21 protein-coding genes are annotated in these 22774 nt (G+C 50.4%); 17 read left to right on the top strand and 4 right to left on the bottom strand.

Annotation, left to right across the window (positions count from 1 at the left end; genetic code table 11):
- Nucleotides 1-32: 32 nt before the first annotated feature.
- The 17 genes from JG50_RS0106740 to argF all read left to right on the top strand — a co-directional run bounded on the left by JG50_RS0106740 (nucleotide 33) and on the right by argF (nucleotide 18054).
- Nucleotides 33-806 carry a basic amino acid ABC transporter substrate-binding protein gene (locus JG50_RS0106740; protein WP_033100355.1) on the top strand — a complete coding sequence of 258 codons (774 nt, stop codon included), beginning with the start codon at nucleotides 33-35 and terminating at the stop codon, nucleotides 804-806.
- Between the two features lie 310 nt (nucleotides 807-1116).
- On the top strand, nucleotides 1117-1818 hold the full coding sequence (locus tag JG50_RS0106735; protein WP_033100354.1) for an amino acid ABC transporter permease: 702 nt from the start codon (nucleotides 1117-1119) through the stop codon (nucleotides 1816-1818).
- Between the two features lie 7 nt (nucleotides 1819-1825).
- The gene (locus tag JG50_RS0106730) at nucleotides 1826-2548 is read left to right on the top strand and encodes an amino acid ABC transporter ATP-binding protein (protein ID WP_033100353.1); all 723 of its coding nucleotides are present in this window, start codon (nucleotides 1826-1828) and stop codon (nucleotides 2546-2548) included.
- A 215-nt stretch (nucleotides 2549-2763) separates the two neighbouring features.
- The gene (locus JG50_RS0106725; protein ID WP_033100539.1) at nucleotides 2764-2961 is read left to right on the top strand and encodes a cold shock domain-containing protein; all 198 of its coding nucleotides are present in this window, start codon (nucleotides 2764-2766) and stop codon (nucleotides 2959-2961) included.
- Between the two features lie 250 nt (nucleotides 2962-3211).
- Nucleotides 3212-3775: a ribosome hibernation-promoting factor, HPF/YfiA family gene (gene hpf, locus JG50_RS0106720; RefSeq protein WP_033100352.1), complete on the top strand. Its 564-nt coding sequence runs from the start codon at nucleotides 3212-3214 to the stop codon at nucleotides 3773-3775.
- Between the two features lie 190 nt (nucleotides 3776-3965).
- Nucleotides 3966-5033: a non-hydrolyzing UDP-N-acetylglucosamine 2-epimerase gene (wecB, locus tag JG50_RS0106715; protein ID WP_033100351.1), complete on the top strand. Its 1068-nt coding sequence runs from the start codon at nucleotides 3966-3968 to the stop codon at nucleotides 5031-5033.
- Nucleotides 5034-5279: 246 nt separating this feature from the next.
- Nucleotides 5280-6500, top strand: a complete 1221-nt coding sequence (locus tag JG50_RS0106710; protein WP_033100350.1) for a glycosyltransferase family 4 protein — start codon at nucleotides 5280-5282, stop codon at nucleotides 6498-6500.
- Between the two features lie 135 nt (nucleotides 6501-6635).
- Entirely contained in the window at nucleotides 6636-9179 is a 2544-nt protein-coding gene (secA, locus tag JG50_RS0106705) for a preprotein translocase subunit SecA (protein WP_033100349.1), read from the top strand.
- 100 nt (nucleotides 9180-9279) lie between these two features.
- Nucleotides 9280-10390, top strand: a protein-coding gene (gene prfB / locus JG50_RS0106700) for a peptide chain release factor 2 (protein WP_181735394.1) whose coding sequence is annotated in 2 segments (ribosomal slippage) — nucleotides 9280-9351 and nucleotides 9353-10390 — 1110 coding nt in all. Because the reading frame shifts where the segments join, the coding sequence is not laid out codon by codon here.
- A gap of 36 nt (nucleotides 10391-10426) precedes the next feature.
- Nucleotides 10427-11215: an enoyl-CoA hydratase-related protein gene (locus tag JG50_RS0106695; RefSeq protein WP_033100348.1), complete on the top strand. Its 789-nt coding sequence runs from the start codon at nucleotides 10427-10429 to the stop codon at nucleotides 11213-11215.
- Nucleotides 11216-11280: 65 nt separating this feature from the next.
- Entirely contained in the window at nucleotides 11281-12081 is an 801-nt protein-coding gene (locus tag JG50_RS0106690) for a hypothetical protein (RefSeq protein WP_033100347.1), read from the top strand.
- 12 nt (nucleotides 12082-12093) lie between these two features.
- A complete protein-coding gene (locus JG50_RS0106685; RefSeq protein WP_033100346.1) occupies nucleotides 12094-12417 on the top strand; it encodes a c-type cytochrome in 324 nt (107 codons plus the stop codon).
- 333 nt (nucleotides 12418-12750) lie between these two features.
- Nucleotides 12751-13782, top strand: a complete 1032-nt coding sequence (argC, locus tag JG50_RS0106680) for an N-acetyl-gamma-glutamyl-phosphate reductase (RefSeq protein WP_033100345.1) — start codon at nucleotides 12751-12753, stop codon at nucleotides 13780-13782.
- A gap of 67 nt (nucleotides 13783-13849) precedes the next feature.
- Nucleotides 13850-15055, top strand: coding sequence for a bifunctional ornithine acetyltransferase/N-acetylglutamate synthase (gene argJ, locus JG50_RS0106675; protein ID WP_033100537.1), 1206 nt, complete (start codon nucleotides 13850-13852; stop codon nucleotides 15053-15055).
- Nucleotides 15056-15082: 27 nt separating this feature from the next.
- Complete coding sequence (argB, locus tag JG50_RS0106670) at nucleotides 15083-15883, top strand: acetylglutamate kinase (protein WP_033100344.1); 801 nt, start codon at nucleotides 15083-15085, stop codon at nucleotides 15881-15883.
- Nucleotides 15852-17033 carry an acetylornithine transaminase gene (locus tag JG50_RS0106665; protein WP_033100343.1) on the top strand — a complete coding sequence of 394 codons (1182 nt, stop codon included), beginning with the start codon at nucleotides 15852-15854 and terminating at the stop codon, nucleotides 17031-17033. Before argB ends, JG50_RS0106665 begins: the two co-directional genes overlap by 32 nt.
- A gap of 55 nt (nucleotides 17034-17088) precedes the next feature.
- Nucleotides 17089-18054, top strand: coding sequence for an ornithine carbamoyltransferase (gene argF, locus JG50_RS0106660; RefSeq protein WP_033100342.1), 966 nt, complete (start codon nucleotides 17089-17091; stop codon nucleotides 18052-18054).
- A gap of 52 nt (nucleotides 18055-18106) precedes the next feature.
- Here argF and JG50_RS0106655 read toward each other — a convergent pair whose 3' ends face one another.
- The 4 genes from JG50_RS0106655 to JG50_RS0106640 form a co-directional block, all read right to left on the bottom strand.
- A complete protein-coding gene (locus tag JG50_RS0106655; RefSeq protein WP_033100341.1) occupies nucleotides 18107-20308 on the bottom strand; it encodes a cell wall-binding repeat-containing protein in 2202 nt (733 codons plus the stop codon).
- Nucleotides 20309-20521: 213 nt separating this feature from the next.
- A complete protein-coding gene (locus JG50_RS0106650) occupies nucleotides 20522-20980 on the bottom strand; it encodes a hypothetical protein (protein ID WP_033100340.1) in 459 nt (152 codons plus the stop codon).
- 10 nt (nucleotides 20981-20990) lie between these two features.
- Nucleotides 20991-22307, bottom strand: a complete 1317-nt coding sequence (locus JG50_RS18740) for an HNH endonuclease (RefSeq protein ID WP_052154079.1) — start codon at nucleotides 22305-22307, stop codon at nucleotides 20991-20993.
- Nucleotides 22282-22752: a hypothetical protein gene (locus JG50_RS0106640; protein WP_152568506.1), complete on the bottom strand. Its 471-nt coding sequence runs from the start codon at nucleotides 22750-22752 to the stop codon at nucleotides 22282-22284. The genes JG50_RS18740 and JG50_RS0106640 overlap by 26 nt, the downstream gene beginning before the upstream one ends.
- Nucleotides 22753-22774 lie beyond the last annotated feature (22 nt).

The raw sequence follows: 22774 nt of genomic DNA, 5'->3' as shown, positions 1-22774 counted from the left end.
TAATGGTGAAAAGTTGAAAGGAGAGAAAAAACATGAAGAAGTGGCTTGGCATGTTGCTCGCGTCCGTGGTCGCCGTTTCCTTTGTCCTGACCGGGTGCACGAATAAAAATACGGATAACAGTGTGATTCAGATCGGGACGAATGCGGAGTTTCCGCCATTTGAAAAATTGGAGGGGGACGGGAAGATTACCGGGTTTGATGCCGATCTGATTCAGGCCATCGCCAAGGAAGAAAACCTGAAGATCAATTTTAAACATTACGGCTGGGACCAGATGCTTGACGGCGTTTCCCGCGGGAAGCTCGATGCCGGGATGGCGGCGATCACCATTACGCCTGACCGCAAGAAAAAATATGATTTCAGCATTCCTTATTTCGATGCCAAACAATTGATTCTGGTACCGACCTCTTCCCATGTATCATCGCTGAAACAGTTGAACGGAAAACGGATCGGAGTGCAAACGGCCACAACCGGAGAACAGGTTGTGCAGGAGATGTTCGGCAAAACCTATTCCGGGCTCAAGGGATATGATGATATTCCGTCTGCCGTTCATGATCTGGAGCTCGGGCGACTGGATGCGGTGGTCGTCGATAACGCCGTGATCATGGAATATATCAAAAAGCTGGGCCAAGGCAAATACAAGATTGTTGAAGATCCTTCAATCAAGACGGAACAGTACGGGATTGCCGTGCACAAAGGCAACCAGGCCCTGCTGCAAAAGCTGAACGACGGATTGAAAAAAGTAAAAGCGAACGGAACGTATGACAAGATTTATCAAAAATATTTCGGGACGGAACCGCAACAATGATTCGAAACGCTCGCATCTTTTGTCGGTTGGGAACTCCTGGCCGACCGTCAGGGCTCGGGAAGGTCAGGGGAACCAGCGATCTTACCTGGCAACAAATTTTTATATAAAAATGGAAACAAGTGCAAAATAAAGAATTCATTAAATATGAATGCATTAACACACCCCTTATCCATTTTCTGTGGATAACTTGTGGATAAATAGTGGACAAATTGTGTATATCCCTGGGTTGTGGATGTTGTGGATAATGTGGATAACTTTGTGAATAACTCGAAAAACAATGATTTGCAGATAAAGGGGTTTGTGGATAACAATGGATCAACTTTTGAACGAACTCGATTGGTCAGTCATTGTCCAGTACAAAGATTTGTTTATCCGAGGTGTTGTGACCACAATCGAATTGACTGTGGTTGCCATATGCATCGGGCTTTTGATCGGACTCATTTTGGGTTTTATGCAGATTTCGGGAAAAAAGTGGCTGGTCATACCAGCGAAGCTTTATGTCGATTTGTTTCGGGGAACACCTCTTTTCCTGCAGATTCTTACCATTCATTTTGCCGTGTTGCCGACGTTGTTTGAAGATATTCTCGGCTTGGAGACGCCGGATGCCATGGTTTCCGCTTTCGTTGCCTTGTCGATGAATGCCGGGGCTTACATCTCGGAAATTTTTCGCGGCGGAATTCTTTCCATCGAAAAAGGGCAAATGGAAGCAGCGCGTTCACTGGGGATGACCTATGCCCAGGCGATGCGCCTGGTGATCCTGCCTCAGGCGGTCAAACGGATGCTGCCACCGCTCGGAAACGAGTTTATTGCACTGTTAAAGGATACGTCCCTGGTTACGGTCATCGCGGTCAATGATATTACCTATGCAGCATTTGTCACAGCGAAAAACACATTTGTGCGCTGGTCGCCGTATATCGCGGCCGGTGTGATGTATCTCGTCCTGACCCTGATTCTCTCCCGCATTGTCTTCCACTTGGAAAAACGGTTTAATACGAGCAGCAAGAAGGGATGATTGTCCAGTGATCACAGTAGAAAATCTGAATAAATATTTTGGCGACCATCATGTGTTAAAAGAGATCAATGTACAAATTCAGGAGAGAGAAGTGGTCTGTGTGATCGGGCCCAGCGGTTCGGGGAAAAGCACGTTTTTGCGATGCCTGAATCTGCTGGAACGGGTCAGTTCGGGGCGGATCGTGGTCAACGGGTTCGATTTGACCGATCCAAAGACGGATATCAATCGGGTTCGCACGGATGTGGGAATGGTTTTTCAGCAGTTTGAACTGTTTCCTCACAAAAAGGTACTGGATAATATCACATTGGCGCCGATTCACGTTCGCAAGATGGAGAAAGCCGAGGCGGAGAAAAAGGCCCTGGCTCTGCTGGAGAAAGTGGGGTTAGAGGAGAAGGCGGACGCTTATCCCGGAGAGCTTTCCGGCGGCCAGAAGCAGAGAGTGGCCATCGCGCGGGCATTGGCGATGGATCCGAAACTGATGCTGTTTGACGAGCCGACTTCCGCCCTTGATCCGGAGATGGTCAAGGAAGTGCTGGATGTCATGAAACAGTTGGCGGGGGAAGGGATGACCATGGTCGTCGTCACGCATGAGATGGGATTTGCTCGGGAGGCGGGTGATCGCGTTCTGTTTATGGATGACGGAAAAATTCTGGAAGAGGGAACACCGGAGCAAATTTTTGAACAGCCTCGCCATGAACGGCTCAAATCATTTTTAAGCAAGGTGTTGTAGGGATGACTTTTGGCCGGGTTTTTGGTATAATTCTCACAGAGTGTGAAAACACTTAAAACTGTGATACGAGTGAAAACTCGTTAAACAGAAGGTTTGGACGGTATTTCCTTTCAGGAAGCTTGTTGCTGTTTCAGCGGCAATGCTGTTCTATTTTTCCCGGCATGAGCGTTTCTTATGCCGACCATTATCTGAATTTAAGAAGGGACTGTGTTTGCATGCAAGGCAAAGTCAAGTGGTTCAACGCGGAAAAAGGTTACGGGTTTATTGAGCGCGAAGGCGGAGAAGACGTTTTCGTTCACTACTCTGCGATTCAAATGGAAGGTTTCAAAACATTGGAAGAAGGACAAGAGGTTGAATTTGAAATCGTGGAAGGTTCGCGTGGACCACAGGCTGCGAACGTTGTGAAAAAGTAACATTCCAAACCGAAAAAAACGCTCCCCGGATCTTGGACCTGGGGAGCTTTCATTTTTGCTGAAAGTGTGAAAATGCATGCGGTCCGGATCGTGTCACCCTCTCAGATTGCCGGGTTTTTAATCCGGATTATCCTGGTAAAAATTATGGTAATTTTTGGTGTAATTTTTTATCGAAGTTTGTAAAAAAAAGAGGAGGAATTTTTTTTAAATGAGGGAATAGATAGAGTACAAAGCGGAAGGAGGATTCTCTATGAGATATGTCATCCGTGGGAACAATTTCCAAGTGACTGATGCGCTCAAAGACTTTGCTGCACGAAAACTCGGGCGGCTCGAAAAGTATTTCGATTCCTCTCCGAATCAGGAAGCAGAAGCTCACGTTGCCATGAGTGTAATCAAGGATCAGCACAAAGTCGAAGTGACGATTCCGTATCCGGGCTTGCTTTGCCGCGCGGAGGAATCGAGCGAGGACATGTACGCATCGGTCGACTTGGTAGTTGAAAAATTGGAGAGACAGATTCGCAAGTATAAAACCCGAGTGAATCGTAAATCTCGCCAGGATGCAAGCTTCCGCAACAACTGGAAAGAAAGCGCATACAATGAAACGGCTGTCACGGCAGTGACCGAGGAAGAAAATGACCTGAAAGTGGTCCGGACCAAACGGTTTAACCTGAAACCGATGGGGACGGAAGAAGCGATTTTGCAAATGGACATGCTGGGTCATAACTTCTTCGTATTTACCAATGCTGACACAAACCTGATCAACGTGATCTATCGCCGCGAGGACGGCAAATATGGTTTGATTGAACCGGAGTGATTCAAATACGGAAAATTCACCCTGTCAGGGTCTAAGAAGGGAGTTGGGGAAAAGCCCCCAACTCTTTTTTGATGGAGTTCCCGTGAAGAATCGGTGATTTTTATTGCAGGGAGGCTTGCCTGTGGTATGATAACTTCGTATATAGATCAGGTCTCCTGGTGAACAGGAAAGGTGCAGGGGGTTTAACAAGATGAAAATATTGACAGTGGTTGGAGCAAGACCGCAATTTATCAAAGCGGCTCCGGTTTCCCGCGCGATTCGCAAACAAGCGGATGAGATATTGGTACATACGGGTCAACATTACGATAAATCAATGTCGGATGTCTTTTTTTCCGAACTCCATATTCCGGTTCCCGATTATCATCTGCATGTCGGTTCAAAATCCCATGGCGCGCAGACAGGGGAGATGCTGTCCCGGATCGAGGAAGTGATTCTGAAAGAAAAACCGGATTGTTTGCTCGTCTACGGGGATACCAACTCGACTTTGGCGGGAGCGCTCGCGGCCAGCAAGCTTCATGTTCCCGTCGCACACGTCGAAGCGGGTCTGCGCAGTTTCAACAAACGGATGCCGGAAGAGATCAACCGGATTCTCACCGACCATGTATCTGAGTGGCTCTTCTGCCCGACGCAAACGGCAGTCAACCATCTTGCCACCGAAGGCATCCGCCGGGGAGTTCACCTGGTTGGCGATGTGATGATGGATGCGGTGCAGTACAACAGCAGATTGGCGAATGAAAAGTCCGGCATATTGAAAGAACTGAACATAAAGACCGGGGAATATATCCTGATCACCCTTCACCGAGCGGAAAATACCGACGATCCGGCCCGTTTGTCGCAAATCATTTCAGCGCTCAACGAACTTCCGCTGCCGGCAGTCCTTCCACTTCATCCCAGGACGAAGGGCAAAATGGCACAAATGGGCCTTGCCATTACCAATCCGAACGTCAAATTGATCGAACCTGTCGGCTATCTGGATATGCTGCAGCTGGAGGTCAATGCCAAAAAAATACTGACCGATTCCGGCGGAGTGCAGAAGGAAGCGTTTTTTGCCAAAGTTCCGTGCATTACCATGCGTGACGAAACGGAGTGGACAGAAACGGTTGAGCTGGGTGCCAACCTCCTTGTCGGGGCGGATCAGTCGAAGATTCTTGATGCAGTGGACAATTTCACCGTTGATTTTACCAGGATGAAAGACGTGTTCGGCGACGGGCGGGCATCGGAGAAAATCACAGATCAACTTCTGAAAGACCTTGGCTGACCGGAGCAGGCCGGGGCCCCATTTTTGACCGGGCCGCCGGCCTTTTTTTGGAAAAAGAATATCCGAAAGATTTCACTAATATTACATTGACCGTTTTTTTGTTTCATGTTAATGTAATATAGTAACCGGAATGTTACAAGCAAGTGCTGTATTTGCAGGAATAGAAGAAGTCAACACGGCTGAAGTTTATAGCGATCTCATAAAATGAATCTAAATGGATTGTCCAGAAGTAAGGAAGTGAAGAAGTTGAGAATTTGGTTAGCGAATCATTATGCGGTTCCTCCCAATATCGCCGGGATTACCCGCCACTATGAATTGGCGCGGGAGTGGGCGACGGAAGAAAAAGCGGATGTCACGCTGTTTCTCTCCAAATTTGTCCATCCTCGCCGCACCTTCGTCACCGCAGAGGAAAAAAACGCCCTCGACAAGGTTCCGGGACTGAATCTGAACTGGCTTTGGTCCTATCCCCATAAAACCAACGATTTCAAACGGATCATCAATATGGGGAGCTTTGCCGCCATCTTTTTTCTGGCCGGATTGTTCAAACGGAGACCCGATGTGTTAATCGCTTCTTCGCCTCATCTGTTTACCGCATTTTCCGGATGGATGCTGGCAGCGTTAAAGCGGTGTCCGTTCGTTCTCGAGGTTCGGGATCTGTGGCCTGATTCGCTCATTAAAATGGGCGGCCTGAACAACAAACACGTCATCAAACTGCTCACTTGGATGGAATTGTTTCTCTACCGGAAAGCGGATAAAATCATCGTGCTGACCGAACATCAGCGCAAATTTATTGCTGATAAGGGCATTGATCCGGATAAAATCGAGCTGATTCCCAATGGGATCGTCGTCAGCTCCTGGAAGCCGGACCCGTCCAAGCGGGCAGAGTTCCGCCGGAAAATGGGAGTGCCTGAAGACGATTTTGTGGCCATTTATACGGGGGCGCACGGGCCGGCAAATGCCTTGCAATACGTGGTGGAAGCGGGCCGCTATCTCGATCCGGGCATTTCCATCGTACTGATCGGTGACGGCCCGGAAAAGGAGAAGCTGATCAGGCTGAAGCGCGAAAAAGGGCTGGATAATGTTTATCTGCTCGATCCTGTTCCAAAAGCAGAGATTTTCGATTATACGCAAGCCGCCGACGTGGGGATTATCTCCCTGGCTGACAATGAAGTGTTCCGCGGTGCCCGGCCCAACAAACTGTTTGATTACACCTTTATCGGATTGCCGATTGTGACCACGGTTGACGGAGAAGTGCGTGAAATCGTCGAGAAAAACCGGGTCGGGCTCTTCGCCGGGGCGGAGAATCCGGAAGGATTGGCTGAAGCCATTAAAACCGTGCGTTCGTATTCACAGGAGGAGCGCGAAGAGATTAAAAAGAACGGACGCGATTATATCGATCGCGAAGGGGATCGCAAGAAATTAGCACACCGTTTTTATACGATCCTGCAAAAGCTGGTGCGCCGCTAAACGCTTTTCCAGGCGTAAAAAGTGAAAAAACGGACGAAATTTGATAAACTAATTAATGTGGGCTTTTATATTCATCGAGATCATACAAGAATCTCTTGTTTCATATAAATCCAGCTTAGGTAGGAGATGATGAAGGTGTTGCAAGCCCTTCGAAAATTGCTTGATCCGCAAGAGAGGCAATTGAAGAAGTTTTTTGCCCTTGCTGATACGATCGATTCGTTGGAGCCGTCGATGCAGGTTCTTTCCGACGAAGAACTCCGGGCAAAGACGGATGAATTTAAGAATAGGCTGGAAAATGGAGAGAGCTTGGACGATTTGTTGCCGGAGGCGTTTGCCGTTGTGCGTGAGGCGGCGAAACGGGTGCTTGGCATGCGCCATTTCCGCGTGCAACTGGTTGGGGGAATGGTGCTGCACCAAGGCGATATCGCCGAGATGAAAACCGGGGAAGGGAAAACGCTGGTATCGACCCTGCCGGCATACCTCAATGCGCTCACCGGCAAAGGCGTGCACATTGTGACCGTCAACGATTACCTGGCCAAACGGGACCGTGAATGGATGGGACAGGTTTTTGAATTCCTGGGTCTTACGGTCGGACTCAATCTGCCGCAGATGAGCCCGGATGAGAAACGGGCCGCGTACCAAGCGGATATTACGTTTGGAACGAACAATGAGTTCGGCTTTGACTATCTGCGTGACAACATGGTGCTCTATCCCGAACAATTGACACAGCGCGAACTGAACTATGCGATCATCGATGAAGTGGACAGCATCCTGATCGATGAAGCGCGGACGCCACTGATTATCAGCGGTCAGGCCAACAAAGCGACAGATCTGTATTATACGGCCGACAAAGTGGTTCGCCGTTTGAAAAGAGACGAAGATTATACGGTGGATATCAAGACAAAACAGGTTGCGCTTACCGAAGACGGCGTGAAAAAGGTGGAGGGTTTCCTCGGTGTGGATAACCTCTACGATATGCGCAACATCACGCTGAACCATCATGTGCAGCAGGCGCTGAAAGCCCATGTCCTCATGAAAAGGGATGAAGATTATGTGGTCAATGAGGACGGGGTTGTCATCGTGGACGAGTTCACCGGCCGCCTGATGTACGGACGCCGGTACAGCGACGGCTTGCACCAGGCGATTGAGGCAAAGGAAGGTTTGCAGGTGCAGCGGGAGAGCATGACTCTGGCCACCATTACGCTGCAAAACTATTTCCGCCTGTACAAAAAACTGTCCGGGATGACCGGGACAGCCAAGACAGAGGAAGAAGAATTCCGCAAAATCTACAATATGGACGTTTATCCGATTCCCACCAATCGCCCGATGGCCCGCAAGGATTTGTCCGATGTTCTGTATAAGACGGAAGAGGCCAAATTTAATGCAGTCGTCGAGGAAATCGCCCGACGCCATGAAAAAGGGCAACCCGTTTTGGTCGGGACGGTATCGATTGAAAAATCGGAACGGCTTTCCCGAGCGCTCAAAAAACGGGGAATTCCGCACGAAGTGTTAAATGCGAAAAACCATGCGCGTGAAGCCGAAATCATTGCCCGGGCCGGACAGCGGGGAGCGGTGACGATCGCCACCAACATGGCCGGTCGGGGAACGGACATTGTTCTCGGCGAAGGAGTGGCCGAGCTTGGCGGGTTGCACGTGTTGGGAACGGAACGCCATGAAAGCCGCCGCATCGATAACCAGTTGCGCGGGCGTTCCGGCCGGCAGGGAGACCCCGGTTCATCCCAGTTCTTCCTCTCTTTGTCCGATGATTTGATGCGCCGGTTTGGGGCGGAGAACTTGGAAAACATGCTGGAGCGTCTGGGACTGCCGGATGATCAGCCGATTGAAGGAAAAATGTTCAGCAAGGCGGTGGCCAACGCACAGCGCAAGGTGGAAGCCAACAACTTTGATGCCCGACGCTGGGTATTGCAATATGACGACGTCTTGAATCAGCAGCGGGAAATTATTTATAAACAACGGCGGGAAGTGCTGACCAGCGATGATTTGAAAGATGTCGTTCTCGGCATGGCAAAATCGACGATTGAAAATGTCGTGGGCATTCATACCGCGGAAGAGCTGGAAGAAGATTGGGATCTGGAAGCGATCGTCGATTACGTTGAATCAAATCTGCTTCCGGAAGGACGCATTGATGAGGAAGACCTGGAAAACAAAGAGCCCAAGGAAATCATCGAACTCATCTATGACGAGGTTGTCCGCCATTATGAAGAGAAGAAAGAGGAAATGGGCAACGAGCGGTTGCAGGAATTCTCCAAAGTTGTTATCCTGCGTACTGTCGACCGCAAATGGATGGATCACATCGATGCGATGGAGCAGTTGCGTCAGGGGATTCACCTGCGGGCCTATGGCCAGGATAATCCGCTTCGGGCTTATCAATTCGAAGGCTTTGCCATGTTTGAGGAAATGGTGAAGGAGATTCAGGAAGAGGTTATCAAGTATGTCATGAAGTCCGTGATCCGTGAAGAAGAAGAGCTGGAGCGGGAAGAAGTGGCCATCAATGCCGTCGCGCATTCCGGGGGATCGGAAGAGGGAGTGGCGCCCAAAAAGCAGCCGATTCGCCGAAATGATAAAGTGGGCCGCAATGAACCCTGTCCGTGCGGAAGTGGAAAGAAATATAAAAACTGCTGTTTAAAAAACGAAAAAGCAGTTCCAGCAAACCGGTGAGGCAGGGGCTTTACCCTGCCTCTTTCGGTGATAGTGTTTTTTTCTTTTTCATATATAATAAAAATGTTTCAGGAACAGACTTGAGCATGAGGTGATTGATGTGGAAATGAGCGAAGTGAAACAGCATTTGTCCAATACAGCCAAGCAATTGGCGGATATCAGGGGGTCTCTTTGACCTCGATCAGAAAAAGGAACGATTGACTGCACTGGAAGAGAAAATGGCTTCCCCTTCGTTTTGGGATGATCAGGAAGAAGCCCAAAAAGTGATTGATGAAATGAAACAGCTCAAAGAGCTGACAGAAACGATGCAGAAACTGGAGGAAAAGCAGGAAGAGGCGCAGTTGATGCTCGAACTCTTGGCCGAAGAAGGGGAAGATGAGGCGATGGGCGAAGAGTTGGAGCGGGAATTGCGTGAGCTGAAAAAGGAGATCGACGCCTTTGAGCTCACCCTGATGCTGAGCGGGCCTTATGATCGCAATTCGGCCATCCTGGAACTGCATCCGGGGGCCGGGGGAACGGAATCGCAGGATTGGGCGGAGATGTTGCACCGGATGTACGTCCGCTGGGCGGAAAAAAGCGGGTACAAAGTGGAAACACTGGACTATCTGCCCGGTGAAGAGGCGGGAATCAAAAGTGTCACGCTGCTCATCAAGGGAATCAATGCTTACGGCTATCTGAAGGCAGAAAAAGGGGTGCACCGGCTTGTCCGCATCTCGCCGTTCGATGCGTCCGGCCGCCGGCATACTTCCTTTGTTTCTGTCAATGTGATGCCGGAGATTGACAATGATGTGGAAATCGAAATCCGTCCCGATGAGCTGAAAATCGATACCTATCGCTCGAGCGGGGCAGGCGGCCAGCACGTCAACACGACCGATTCGGCGGTAAGGATTACCCACATTCCAACCGGGATCGTCGTGACCTGCCAGTCAGAACGCTCGCAGATCAAGAACCGTGAGCGTGCGATGAAAATCCTTAAGGCACGTCTTTATGAACGCCAGATGGAAGAACAGCAGAAGGAACTGCAAGCCCTGAAAGGGGAGCAGACCGAAATCGGCTGGGGCAACCAGATTCGCTCCTATGTTTTCCATCCGTACAGCATGGTGAAGGATCACCGCACCCAGACGGAAACGGGAAATGTGCAAGCGGTGATGGATGGAGAACTTGATCCGTTTATTGAGGCTTATCTGCGTAAGTTGATGAACAAAGGATAAAAAGAGCCTGAAAAAGAATAGAGGGGTGACCGGTTCATGTCCGATTGGAAAAACGTCCAAGTGGAAAAAGGGGATGCCTGGGCACTTGTCACATTTAACCGTCCGAAAGTGTTAAATGCGCTCAACCGGGAATTGCTGGAGGAACTGGACGCTGTCATTTCTTGGATTGAGCAGGACGAGGAGATTCGTGTTTTAATTATGACAGGCAGCGGTGAGAAAGCATTTGTCGCCGGAGCAGATATCACGGAGCTGCGCCGGATCCCGTCCGCTACGGAAGCGGAGCGCCTGGCCGCATTCGGGCAACGGTTGTTCAGCCGGATTGAAAGCTTGCCGATTCCGGTGATTATGGCAGTGAATGGCTATGCTTTGGGTGGAGGATGTGAATTGGCGATGGCCGGTGATATCATCCTCGCTTCTGATCGTGCTCGCTTTGGCCAGCCGGAAATCAACTTGGGCGTTATTCCCGGATATGGAGGGACACAGCGTCTCGCCCGCCGTGTTGGCACAGGAACGGCGAAATACCTGTGCATGACGGGTGAGATGATCGATGCGCAGGAGGCCGCGCGCCTCGGTTTGGTGCAAAAAGTGGTTGCGGCCGATCAGCTTCTGGACGAGGCGAAGCGATTGGCAAAACAGTTGGCGCAAAAAGCGCCGATTGCTCTTCGGTATATAAAGAAAGCCATTGATATCGGAACAGAAACCGATCTTTCTGCCGGACTTCATTTGGAGGCTTCTTATTTCGGGTTGACCTTCAACACCGATGACCGGGCAGAAGGAATGGATGCTTTTTTGGAAAAAAGACCTCCCCGCTTTACGGGCAAATAGAGTTCGGCAGTTGGTTTCCCTGCTCGTCATTGGTCGGGGAGAATGGGAAAAGGAGGTAAAAGTCGATGGATTTTATTATGGAAAATCCGCAGATTGCGGGTGTAGCCGCCCTGGTAATCGTCCTGATTCTGATTGTCGTGATCAGCTTGATTGTCAGCAAAAAGCGAAAGCGGGAAGTGGCAGAACTGGAACAGATGTTTCCGGAAGGAAGTTTGGGCAGTGAAGATATGAAAATCTCCGTTGAACAAGTGCGCCGTTCCACGTTGAGACGGGAGAAGATGATGAAGAAGCAGCAGTATATTCCGCGCGAACGGCCAACCGAGCCGCTGCCGGATGAAGATAAAGAAATCATTGTGCGTGACAGCCAAGTCCTGAGCAAGCAGAGCAAACCGGATCGGAAACGGGAAGACAGAGCGGAGAAAGAGAAAGTGGAACGAAGCCGGTCTTCCCGTCTGTCTTCTGTGTCAAAATCAGCGTCAAAAGAAAAAAGCGAAGAACAGCCGAAGCTGGACAAGCTCTACGAACAGGTTGAAGACAAAGAAAAGTCTTTTGCCATCCGGACGAAAACACGCAAGGCGAACCATGAAGAAGAAACGGAAAAACTGGAATCGCCCAAGAAGAAAAAAACAATGGCGCCGCAGAAAGCCGATTCCGAACAGAAGGGCGATTCTTTGGAAAACCGCCGTTTATACAAGCGGAGCCTGTTAAAACCCGATCGCGGGCGGGAAAGCAAAGATCTCGGCAAAGCGACCTTGATTGATACACAGATGTTTACGACAGACGAAATCGCTGCGGCGATGGATGAAAAAGAAAAAAGCTCCTCACGTTCCAAACAGGAATCAGGTAAAAAATGGTTCTCCAAGTAAAGGGTGAGTCGGGTGAAATATAAATTCCTTTTGGCGACAGGGGCAGCTGCAGCCCTCTTGCTGGCAGGATGCAGCACCGCCGGACAGGAACAGCAACAGCAAAGCAGCAGTGCGGCGGATACACCGCAGGAAGTGTTCGCCAATAACTGTTCTGCCTGCCATGGCGGCAACCTGCAAGGGGGATATGGCCCGAGCCTCCAGAAAATCGGCAGCAAATTAAGCAAAGAGCAGATTATGCACGTGATCGAAAACGGGCAAGGGCAGATGCCGCCGCAAACGCAAGTGCCCAAGGAAGCACGGGAAAAGCTGGCCGAATGGCTGTCGCAGAAAAAATGAGGATTTCACATAAGAGGGACCCGGGTCGGCCATCTGCCTGAAATACACAATCGTATTTTGAATTTCGAATCTGACGGCAAACAGAAGAAAGAGATCGGGGATGGCTGGCAGGGGCCGAACGCCGGCTTTTCAGTCGAAGGGGATCGGTGATATTCTGCACCGACCTTTGCGATCAAGGAGCCGGGAGCAAAGAGAATACCAACCGGACTTTATACATGTTGTACCACCTAAAAACGGTGGTCTTTTTTTATGGAATGGTTGAATAAATATTAATATGATTGTATAATGATACATAACTTGCAAAGGTCGTTCCAAAAAAAGAGGTGCAATCAATTGAAAACAGCAGTGATTGGCTCCACCGGCTACGGAGGAGTTGAGTTGATCCGCCTGCTGGCGGCACACCCCCATTTTGAACTGACGAAGCTGATTTCAACTTCAAAAACGGGCGAAGCGCTGGATCAGGCGTTTCCGCATTTGCGGCATTTGGGATATGCCTTTTCCGGATTGAATGTGGATGAATTGGCGGAACAAGTCGATCTTGTCTTTTTTGCCACTCCCGCCGGCGTCAGCGGCAAATACGCTCCCGCCCTTGCGGAACGGAACGTGATCGTGGTCGACCTGTCCGGGGATTTTCGTCTGGGCGAGCCGGAGGTTTACGAAGCGTGGTATGGGAAAGAAGCCCCGCCCCGTACCTGGATGGAGAAAACGGTGTACGGTCTGAGCGAGTGGTTTGGCGACCGGCTGCCGGAAGCACAGTTGATCGCCAATCCGGGTTGTTACCCCACGGCTTCGCTGTTGGCGCTTCTGCCTTTGCTGAAGGAAAAAGTGATTGATCCGGCCATGGTCATCATCGACGGCAAATCCGGCGTATCCGGGGCAGGGAGAAAGCCGGGGCTGGCGACATTGTTTTGCGAAGTGAATGAAAATGTTCGGCCGTATAAAGCGGACCGTCATCAGCATACGCCGGAAATGGAGCGTTTCGCGGAAATCTGTGCCGATTCACCGGTGCGCATCCGGTTTGTTCCCCATTTGGTGCCGATGAATCGCGGAATTCTGATCACCCTTTATGCAACCAACTTGAATAATTATACAAACCGGGATCTGTTTGATTTGTATTGTGAGACCTACCAAAACCGGCCTTTTGTCCGTGTGTTGAAAGAAGGTTGGCCGGAGACCAAGGCGGTGCAGGGGAGCAACTTCTGTGACATCGGCTTCCATGTGGATGAGCGAACGGGAAGCATTGTTGTGATGGCGGCCATTGACAATCTGATGAAGGGGGCGGCCGGCCAGGCAGTGCAAAACGCCAATCTTCGTTGCGGCTGGCCGGAGGAGAGCGGGCTGACCGGGATTCCGCTGTATCCGTAAGAGAGAAGACCAGGAGAAAAGGAGGAGAAGAGAAGTGGAGACAATCAAAGAGCGCGTGCAGAAGCAGATGTTTTCCGTGGCTTCCGATGCAAAAATCACATTTCCAAACGGGTTTGTCGCTGCGGGAATGCATGCCGGCATCAAGCGGAAACGCCCGGATTTGGGATTGCTTGTTTGCGAAGTGCCCGCCTCCGTGGCCGCTGTTTATACGACCAACGCTTTTCAGGCAGCTCCGCTGAAAGTGACACAGGAGAGTCTCGGGGCCGGGCGGCGCATTCAGGCAATTGTGGTCAACAGCGGGATCGCCAATGCCTGCACGGGACGAAAAGGGTTGGAAGATGCTTATCAAATGAGGAAAAAGACGGCCGATTTGCTGGGGATTCCCGAGCATTTCGTTGCTGTCGCCTCGACCGGAGTGATTGGTGAATACCTGCCGATGGAGCGGGTGGAACAGGGACTGGATCAATTGGTTCCCCGGTTGCAAAAAGGGGACGACAAATTTGCCCAGGCGATCTTGACAACCGATACGTGCACCAAACAAGTGGCGGTAGAACTTCAGATCGACGGAAAGTGCGTCAGGATTGCCGGTGTGGCCAAAGGGTCCGGGATGATCAAGCCGAACATGGCCACGATGCTCGCTTTTATCACCACCGATGCCGTCATCGACTCCGATGTGTTGCAATCCCTTTTGTGGAAAGAGACCGATCTCTCTTTTAATATGATCACCGTCGACGGTGACACCAGCACCAATGACATGGTGATTACGATGGCCAGCAATTTGGCCGGCAATCAGCCCCTCGGCCGCAATCATCCGGAGTGGAACCAGTTTCGTGCCGCATTTGCCTATGTGTGTGAAGAGCTGGCCAAAATGATCGCGCGCGACGGAGAAGGGGCGACCCGGCTGATCGAAGTGAAGGTGGCGGGAGCCGGGTCCGATGAGACTGCGCGGAAAGTGGCCAAGGCGGTCGTCGGTTCCAATCTGGTAAAAGCGGCCATCTACGGCGCGGATGCCAACTGGGGACGGATCGTTTGTGCAGCCGGTTACGGTGCGCCCGATCTGAATGCAGACGCGGTGGAAGTGCGTCTGGGAGAGATTCCGGTTGTGCGTGAGGGACTTCCTCTTCCCTTCGATGAGTTGGAAGCGGAGAAGGAGCTCAAAAAAGAGACGGTGAGGATCACCCTCGATCTGCATCAGGGAAATGGGTGCGCGACCGCCTGGGGATGCGATTTGACCTATGAATATGTCCGGATCAACGCCAGTTATCGCACGTAGTCCGCAGGGAACGGAAGGAGAGTATCAATGGGAAAAGTGATCGTCGTCAAGGTTGGCGGAAGTGTTCTGGAAAATCTCGATCCCGGATTTTTTGCCGGCTGTGCCCGAATGCAGAAAACAGAGGGGCTCTCGCTCGTGATCGTTCATGGAGGGGGCCCGTTTATTTCCCGATGGATGGAGCGAATCGGCAAAAAACCCGCCTTTGTTGACGGACGCCGCGTTACGGATGGGGAAACGCTGAACATTGCTGAAATGGCCCTGGCCGGACAGGTGAACAAGGAACTGGTTTCGCGATTTGCCCGTGAGGGAGTGGCGGTGCTGGGATTGAGCGGAGTCGATTTAAACCTGTTACAGGTTGAACCGGAAGATCCGAAGCTGGGGTATGTTGGTAAGGTGACCGCTGTCCATGCGGAACGGCTGCAAACGATTTTGCAGCAAGGATGGTTGCCGGTCATCGCCTCTCTCGGAATCGACGGGCAAGGAAAGGTTTTGAATGTGAATGCGGATGAGGCGGCAGGGGCAATCGCCCGGGCGCTTGGGGCGGAACAACTGGTCATGGTCAGCGATGTGGATGGCGTCTACATCGAAGACACTTTGCTTTCCCATATGAATCCGGCGATGATCGAAACTTATATTGCCCAAGGTGCGATTACGGGGGGCATGATCCCCAAAGTGCGCTCGGCCGTTCGCTCTCTGGAGGGGAGTGTCAGGGAAGTGAGGATTGTCAGCGGCAAAAAAGCCGGCATATTTGACCCCGTTTCGGGAACGCGAATTTTGAAAGAGGGGGTGGACGAACGTGTCGCTCTTTCCCACATACGTACGCCATAATGTCCGTTTTGTAAAAGGAAACGGGGCGGTTTTGGAAGATGATCAGGGAAAAACGTATCTCGATTTCGCTTCCGGAATCGGGGTTACCAATCTCGGTCATAATCATCCGCGGATCAAGCAGGCCTTGCTCGACCAGGCCGAAGCAGTTTGGCACACTTCCAATCTGTTTCAAGTGCCGGCACAGGAAAAAGCAGCGCAGCGTCTGACCCGCCTGACCGGTCTGGGAGCGGTTTTTTTCTGCAACAGCGGAGCGGAAGCAAACGAAGCGGCAATCAAACTAGCCCGGAAATGGGCGCAAGAAGCCAAAGTGATCAGTGAACCGGAGATTATCACTTTCCAGGGGTCTTTTCATGGCCGTACCCTTGCCACCTTGACGGCGACCGGCCAGGACAAGGTGAAACATGGGTTTTCCCCGCTCCCGCGCGGATTTCGCACTGTTCCCTTCGGCGATCTGGAGGCGGTGAAGCAGGCGACAGGAGCGACGACCGCTGCCGTTCTGCTGGAACTGGTTCAGGGAGAAGGTGGAGTGCGCCCGGCTAATCCCGATTTTATCGAGGGGCTGTCCGCGTGGTGCAAGGAGAAAGAGATCTTGCTGATGGTGGATGAGGTACAGACCGGAATCGGCAGAACGGGAGCGGCATTTGCTTTTCAGACGTACGGTCTGAAACCTGACGTGATCACGGCTGCCAAGGGATTGGGCAACGGCTTCCCGATCGGAGCGATGATCGCTAGGGAAGAATTGAAACCGGTGCTGGGCCCGGGAACACACGGTACCACATTTGGAGGCAACCCTCTGGCGACTGCGGTGGCCGCTGCCGTGCTGGCTGAGCTGGAGGAGACCCCGATCCTGGAAGAGACAAAAGCCAAGGGTGAACTCTTTGCCCGGCTTTTGACCGATGAACTGTCGGGGTTGCCGGGGATGGTTTCCGTGCGGGTGAAAGGATTGATGGCCGGGGTGGAGTTTGACCAGCCGGTGGCCCCGATCATCACAGCGCTTCTTGGAAAGGGGCTGGTCACACTTCCCGCCGGAGAAAAGGTGCTGCGCCTGTTGCCCCCGCTGATCGTTACGGAGGATCAGATCAGAAGAGCGGTTCATCTTATAAAACAAACCTGCCTGGAGAGGTTTGAGCCCGCAGGCAGCGGTCGATAAGCAAGATCACCGGAAGAGAGTGTGAGAAGCCAACGGAACGAGGAGGAAACAGATCATGTCATTTGCTTTGAAAAAAGACCCATTGGCACGGCTGAAGGGGCAGGATTTTCTCAGTCTGCTGGACTGGTCTCCGGACGAGGTTTCCGAACTGCTGAAGCTTACGCAGAATGTGAAGAAAAACAAGGAAGCATGGCTGGAACAGGCGCCGCTGAAGGGGAAAGGAATCGCGATGATCTTTGACAAACCGTCGACCCGCACCCGCGTCTCCTTTGAAGCGGCCGTTCACGGCTTGGGCGGATTCACATTGCAACTGCGCCAGGATGAATTGCAGCTCGGCCGTGGGGAATCCGTCGAGGATACCGCCCGCATTTTATCCGGATATGTGGATGCCGTCGTCATTCGCACGTTTTCCCACGAGATGGTGGAGCAATTGGCCGAAGCCGCATCCATCCCGGTGATCAATGCATTGACGGATCGGTTCCATCCCTGCCAGGCAGTGGCCGATGCCTTTACGCTGTTTGAACAAAAAGGGAAGTGTTCTGGGGTGAAACTGGCCTATATTGGAGACGGAAACAACGTTCTTCATTCCCTCATGATGGTGTCCGCGTTAACAGGCATGCACCTGTCCGTCTCCACACCGGCCGGATATGAGCCTGACACTGCCATTTGGCAAAAAGCAGAGGAGATCGCCCGATCCACAGGAGGAACCCTTTCATTCCATTCCGATCCGGCGTCCGCCGTCAAAGAGGCCGATGCCGTTTATACCGACGTCTGGGCCAGCATGGGGCAGGAGGAAGAAAAAGAGTTGCGCGCGGAAGTATTTGCCGGCTATCAAGTGAATGAACAGCTGATGGCCCAGGCGAAAAACGATGCAGTCTTTATGCACTGCCTCCCCGCCTATCGTGGTCTGGAAGTGACGGAAGCGGTGATCGACGGTCCGGCATCCGTAGTCTTCCGGCAGGCGGAAAACCGTTTGCACGCCCAAAAGGCTTTGCTCATCGCCTTGTTGGGAAACGCATAGGACAAGAAAAAAGCCGCTCTCGAAGATAGAGACCGGCTTTTTTCATGAACGTTTACTGGTTGACCATATAGCTGGAGATTTTTTGCTCAACGGCGGTGGAAACGGATGCCGTTCCGCCGAGAATATATCCTTTTTGGAACACCGTTTGATGAGCAGACAGATAGTTGTCTACCGGGGTCGGCAATGAATTTGGCATGGTCAACAAGATCGGTGACTGGGTCAGTCCTGCAAGTGGCCCTCCGGACAGGGCGTCAGGGAATGAATCGCCGCGGGCAAAGACGATCGAGGACGGTTTGACATTGAAATAGTCGGCCAGGTTGACTCCCACCTCAAAGCGGTTGGCTCCGCCGATGCGCACAACCTGTTTGCCCATTTGCTCCAATTGCGCTTTTACATTATCCGAAACCGTTCCAGGACCGCCGACGATTATATATTCATTGATCTCCGGATGTTCGGAAATAAACGCTTTTGTCTCGTCGGGGATCGAATCGGTCAATACTTGCAAAATCGGCATGCCGTTTTGCCCGGCGATTCCCGATGCCGACAGCGCATCAGGGAAAGTGAGACCGCTGGCGATAAACGCTTTTGTTTGCGTTCCGCCGTCGACCACCTGATCAGCCACGGAAGCGGAAACTGCGAAGCGGTTTGGACCGGCAATCCGTTCAACATCAGTGATTCCAAGATTGTGGAGCTGTGTTTCCACATTGGCCGAAACGGAGCCCGTTCCACCCAGGATGATCACCTTGCCCGGTTTGCGCCTTTGTAATTCCAATTGAACCTGGGTTGGCAGAGAATCGGTTGTGGTCAGCAAGATCGGCGATTTGTTTTTGGCAGCCAACGGACCTCCGGAAAGCGCATCGGTATAAAGATCGCCGCGGGCCAAAAGCACCGTATCCGATGAAATGTTGAGAGCTGACAATTCTTGGCTGACATTGGACGACACTTCATAACGGTTTGCCCCGGACAGCCGTTTTAAGTTCGGGTTGACACTGGCGGCATCGATCGCTGCTTTCACATCCTTGCGAATGTTGGGAAGATCGTTATAAACATAGTCCCCTGGACATTCAGTGCCAGGTGTGTATTTGGAATCGCGGTGGCCGGCGATGTTTGGCATATTGTAGTCCACTTTTGGCACACTGGGGTCGTTGTAGGGATAATCCCGCACAAAATCCGATTTGCCCACCGGATTGATGTTGTTGATTGATGCTTCATAGGCAAGCAGTTTCACCAGCGAGTCGCGAATGTTTTTCGGAAGCGGTGCGTCCTGGTAGTTACCCATCAAAGAAACGGAGAAACCTCCGTAGTTAAAGGCATAGGTTCCTGCTCCGACAACGCCGTTGCTCAGCACTTCATCGTCTTTTCCTTTACGCCCTTCATAGATCCGTCCATCACTGCCGATGATGGCGTTATAACCGATATCGCCCCAACCGCGCGTGACAGTGTGGTAATAGTAAATGGAGCGAATACGTGCCGCCGGATCAGGATCATCGTTTGGCGTATCCGTATGGTGAACGAACAGGTGCGTCACCGGATGATATTCACGCGGCCAGGTCTCAACTCCGTCTTTAAAGCGCAGCGATTCGTCAGCCCCCCACTCTGCCCGGGAGACGACATCAGGCTTGTTCACTGCGGCATCGACTTTATCGAAGAGGATTTCCCAGAACGGCTTTTTGGATACGATTTTTTTGCCGTCGCGCGAGTTAATAAAGGTTACTTTGATATCCTTGATCCGTGGCAAAACTTTTTTGTTTCCGGTAAGATGGACTCGGTATTGCAGGTAACGTCCGTTTCCGGCATAAATCAAGTCGCTGAATGTTTCCTCCTGATTTGGATGAGGACCTACATCATCCGATACTTCGGCCACTTGCCAGTCGGACCATTTTTGCCCGTCCGCAGAGAAGCGAACCTCCACCTTTGTATTCCGGGCGCCAAGATCCTTGTTTTTCGACCGGTTTTTCCAGTGGATGCCTACATCGGTAAACACAATCTTCGACTTGATCACGGGCGAAGTATAGACGGCTGTGTCATCAGCTTGTCCAACTGTAAGTACCGCCTGCTTTCCTTCCGTTTCCATCTTGATGTTTTGCTTTTTCCCGTTGAAATCGCTCTGCAATTGATCCCGTACATCGCTCGCCATCACTTTGACCACCGGCGGATTAGCCCAAGTGGAAGGACAGACTGGAAGGGAAAAGGCAATTGCTGCGGCTACACCTGAAGCCAAAAGGATGCCCCGTCTGTTTTTCAATCCGGCCATAGCGTTCCTCCTCAGAGAAAAAAAGGATGTTGTACAAATAGATGGAATAGCCGAGCTGGAATAACACCAGTTGCAAACCCGAACTGTCCTCTATCTGCAGAAATGGAAATTTTCCATTGCAAAATATTATTCGAAAAACTTAAAAGAGAATCAGCGTATAATGACCCCATACGCTTCGGACTTTTGGGGTTCATTAAGTGTCTAAAATCCTTCTTATTCTTCTACCCATTGTTTCGTTTTCATGTTAAAACGCTTCCCACCATCATGGAATTGCAGGTAGCAGGGAACAGGAAATGAATCTCCCCCTGCTTCTAAAAACCGATCCGAAAACCACTCGTACAAATATTTTTCAGCGTATTCGTCAAATTCTTCGATTTCATCATCATCAAGTTCATTTGGATCGAAGTAACGAACGGAAGAGAAGCTAAACTCTAGATCTTGTAACTTGGTCTCATAAATTGGATGATTCGATGAATCGATGGAAATCGAGTGGGACCCTTTCATGGGTATTGGACGTATTCCATAGAATCCCTCATATCCTTCTACAAGAAATAAGATCCATTGTGTATCAGGATGATAAGGGAATTGAAGTACTTCATGCAAACGTTCAATTGTTCCATCTTTTTCTTCGTTATAACTCTTTTCAATTGCTTGTTTCCATTCTTGACTCATTTCTTCCCTCCTAACGATTGTCCTTTCCACCACCCCATAATGATCTTCCACCCGTATGGGGTTGTCCTAACTGATGAACCTTTTGATCAACTAGTTGTATTTCACCAGGAGTCTCTGTATGATGCCAAACAAAGCCAATTGGGGTTACTCCTTCTTTAATATCTTGAATATTAGCATCAAGGAACTTTTGCTTCAAGGCAGGATCACTTTCAATTTTTTTCGTAAGGTCTGGCAACCCTTTTGCATCTTTTAGTTCTTCAATGTCGTTTTCAGTAAGCTCCTTTTTTAATGCAGGAAAGTGATTAAAAAAAGCGTTCAACTTTTGTTTACCAGGTCCATTCCCGTTCCCATATTTTATTGCATTGATCATTCCGTCATTGATATTTTGTTTAAGTTTGGGATCCACCTGAATCTTGTTATACACTTCTTTATTCAACTTCCTAAATTGAACTCTATCTCCCTTATACCAATCAGCTTTTTCTAATTTACCATCATACACAGTCCACTTTCTAAAATCCGGAAAACCATCTTTTGATATCGGGATTTGAACAGGTTTTCCGTTAATCATGACAGGCTTATCAGGAAATTCTTTTCCATAATATTTCGGATCAACAGAAACAAATTCTTTTTTATTTCCTTCAATTTCATAAATATACTTTTGTCCATTTTCTTCAACTATCTCTTTAAAGTTGGGGCTAATGGTATCGGGTGGCATTCTCTTTCTTGACTTTTTCGCACTGCCTACACCTGTATCTGGAGAATGAAAACAGTTGGGAAACTGTATAGCAGCAAAATAACCGCGAGTTGGCTGCTTGTAAGAAAAACATTTTTCCGCACTTTTAAAAGCCGATTTGACTTCAAATTTCTCAGCGGATACCGTGATTTTGTTAAACGCTTGGACTACAGCTTCCGGATCAAGGGCAAGAAAACCAGTAGTGATGCTTGCTACGGTGATAACCGAAGCAGCGACTTTGTGGCTGAGAATCCCTTTCCACACTGAGGAAAAAGTGCCTTTCACTTTGGAAACAGCCTGCGGGAAGCGGAGTTTTTGCAATCCTTCTTGGAGTCGGCTGATCCCTTGACCGACACGACCCATTTGCCCTATTTTGGATGCTTTGCTCGCCTTGGAAACTTTGCTCAGCATGGCTGCTTTGCTCAGTTTGCCTAGTTTATCTACCCCTTTTGCTCCGACAAGGGAACCCACCACATAACCTTGCCATTCCGCCCTGCTGCTGGCGTCTCCATGGATGACATCTCGTTTAAACGACTCAGAAATAGTTCGCCAGATGGCCTTTCCAGTTTCAACAGGGTGCAAGATAGATCGCACTGACAATCCCTTTTATCGTTTCGATGGGATGAACGATCATGTAGCCAATCCCCTTGACTGTATCCCACAGGCCTCTCAATATCCCGACTTTAAAACTTATTCTTACAATCAAAGTCGTGAGGATTAATGCCAAGATCCCGTCCAGCCAATCCCCCTGCTTGGCTTTTTCCCATTCACGGTCGGCTGTTTGTTTCAGCCAATTCCAGCCGCTGGAGACCTTTTCCTTTGTCCAATTCACTGCTTTCGCGATCGGCTCGGGAACCCAGTCCCATGAGCCATCTACTTTCTGTGGCTCCGGCCCTTGTTGAACTTTTTCAAAATGATCATTCACATGAGGAACATCAAAGCTGCCCCCACTGGCAAAAACTTGACCACCTCCCAACATACCAAAGCCAACCAAGGTCAAAAGAAAGACGATTACGAATCGATAAAAATATTGATTCATCTCTCCCATTACGGAATATTCA

Source organism: Thermoactinomyces daqus, from assembly GCF_000763315.1.
GTDB classification, from domain to species: Bacteria; Bacillota; Bacilli; order Thermoactinomycetales; family Thermoactinomycetaceae; genus Thermoactinomyces_A; species Thermoactinomyces_A daqus.
This window is presented reverse-complemented; position numbering and strand designations above follow the sequence as displayed.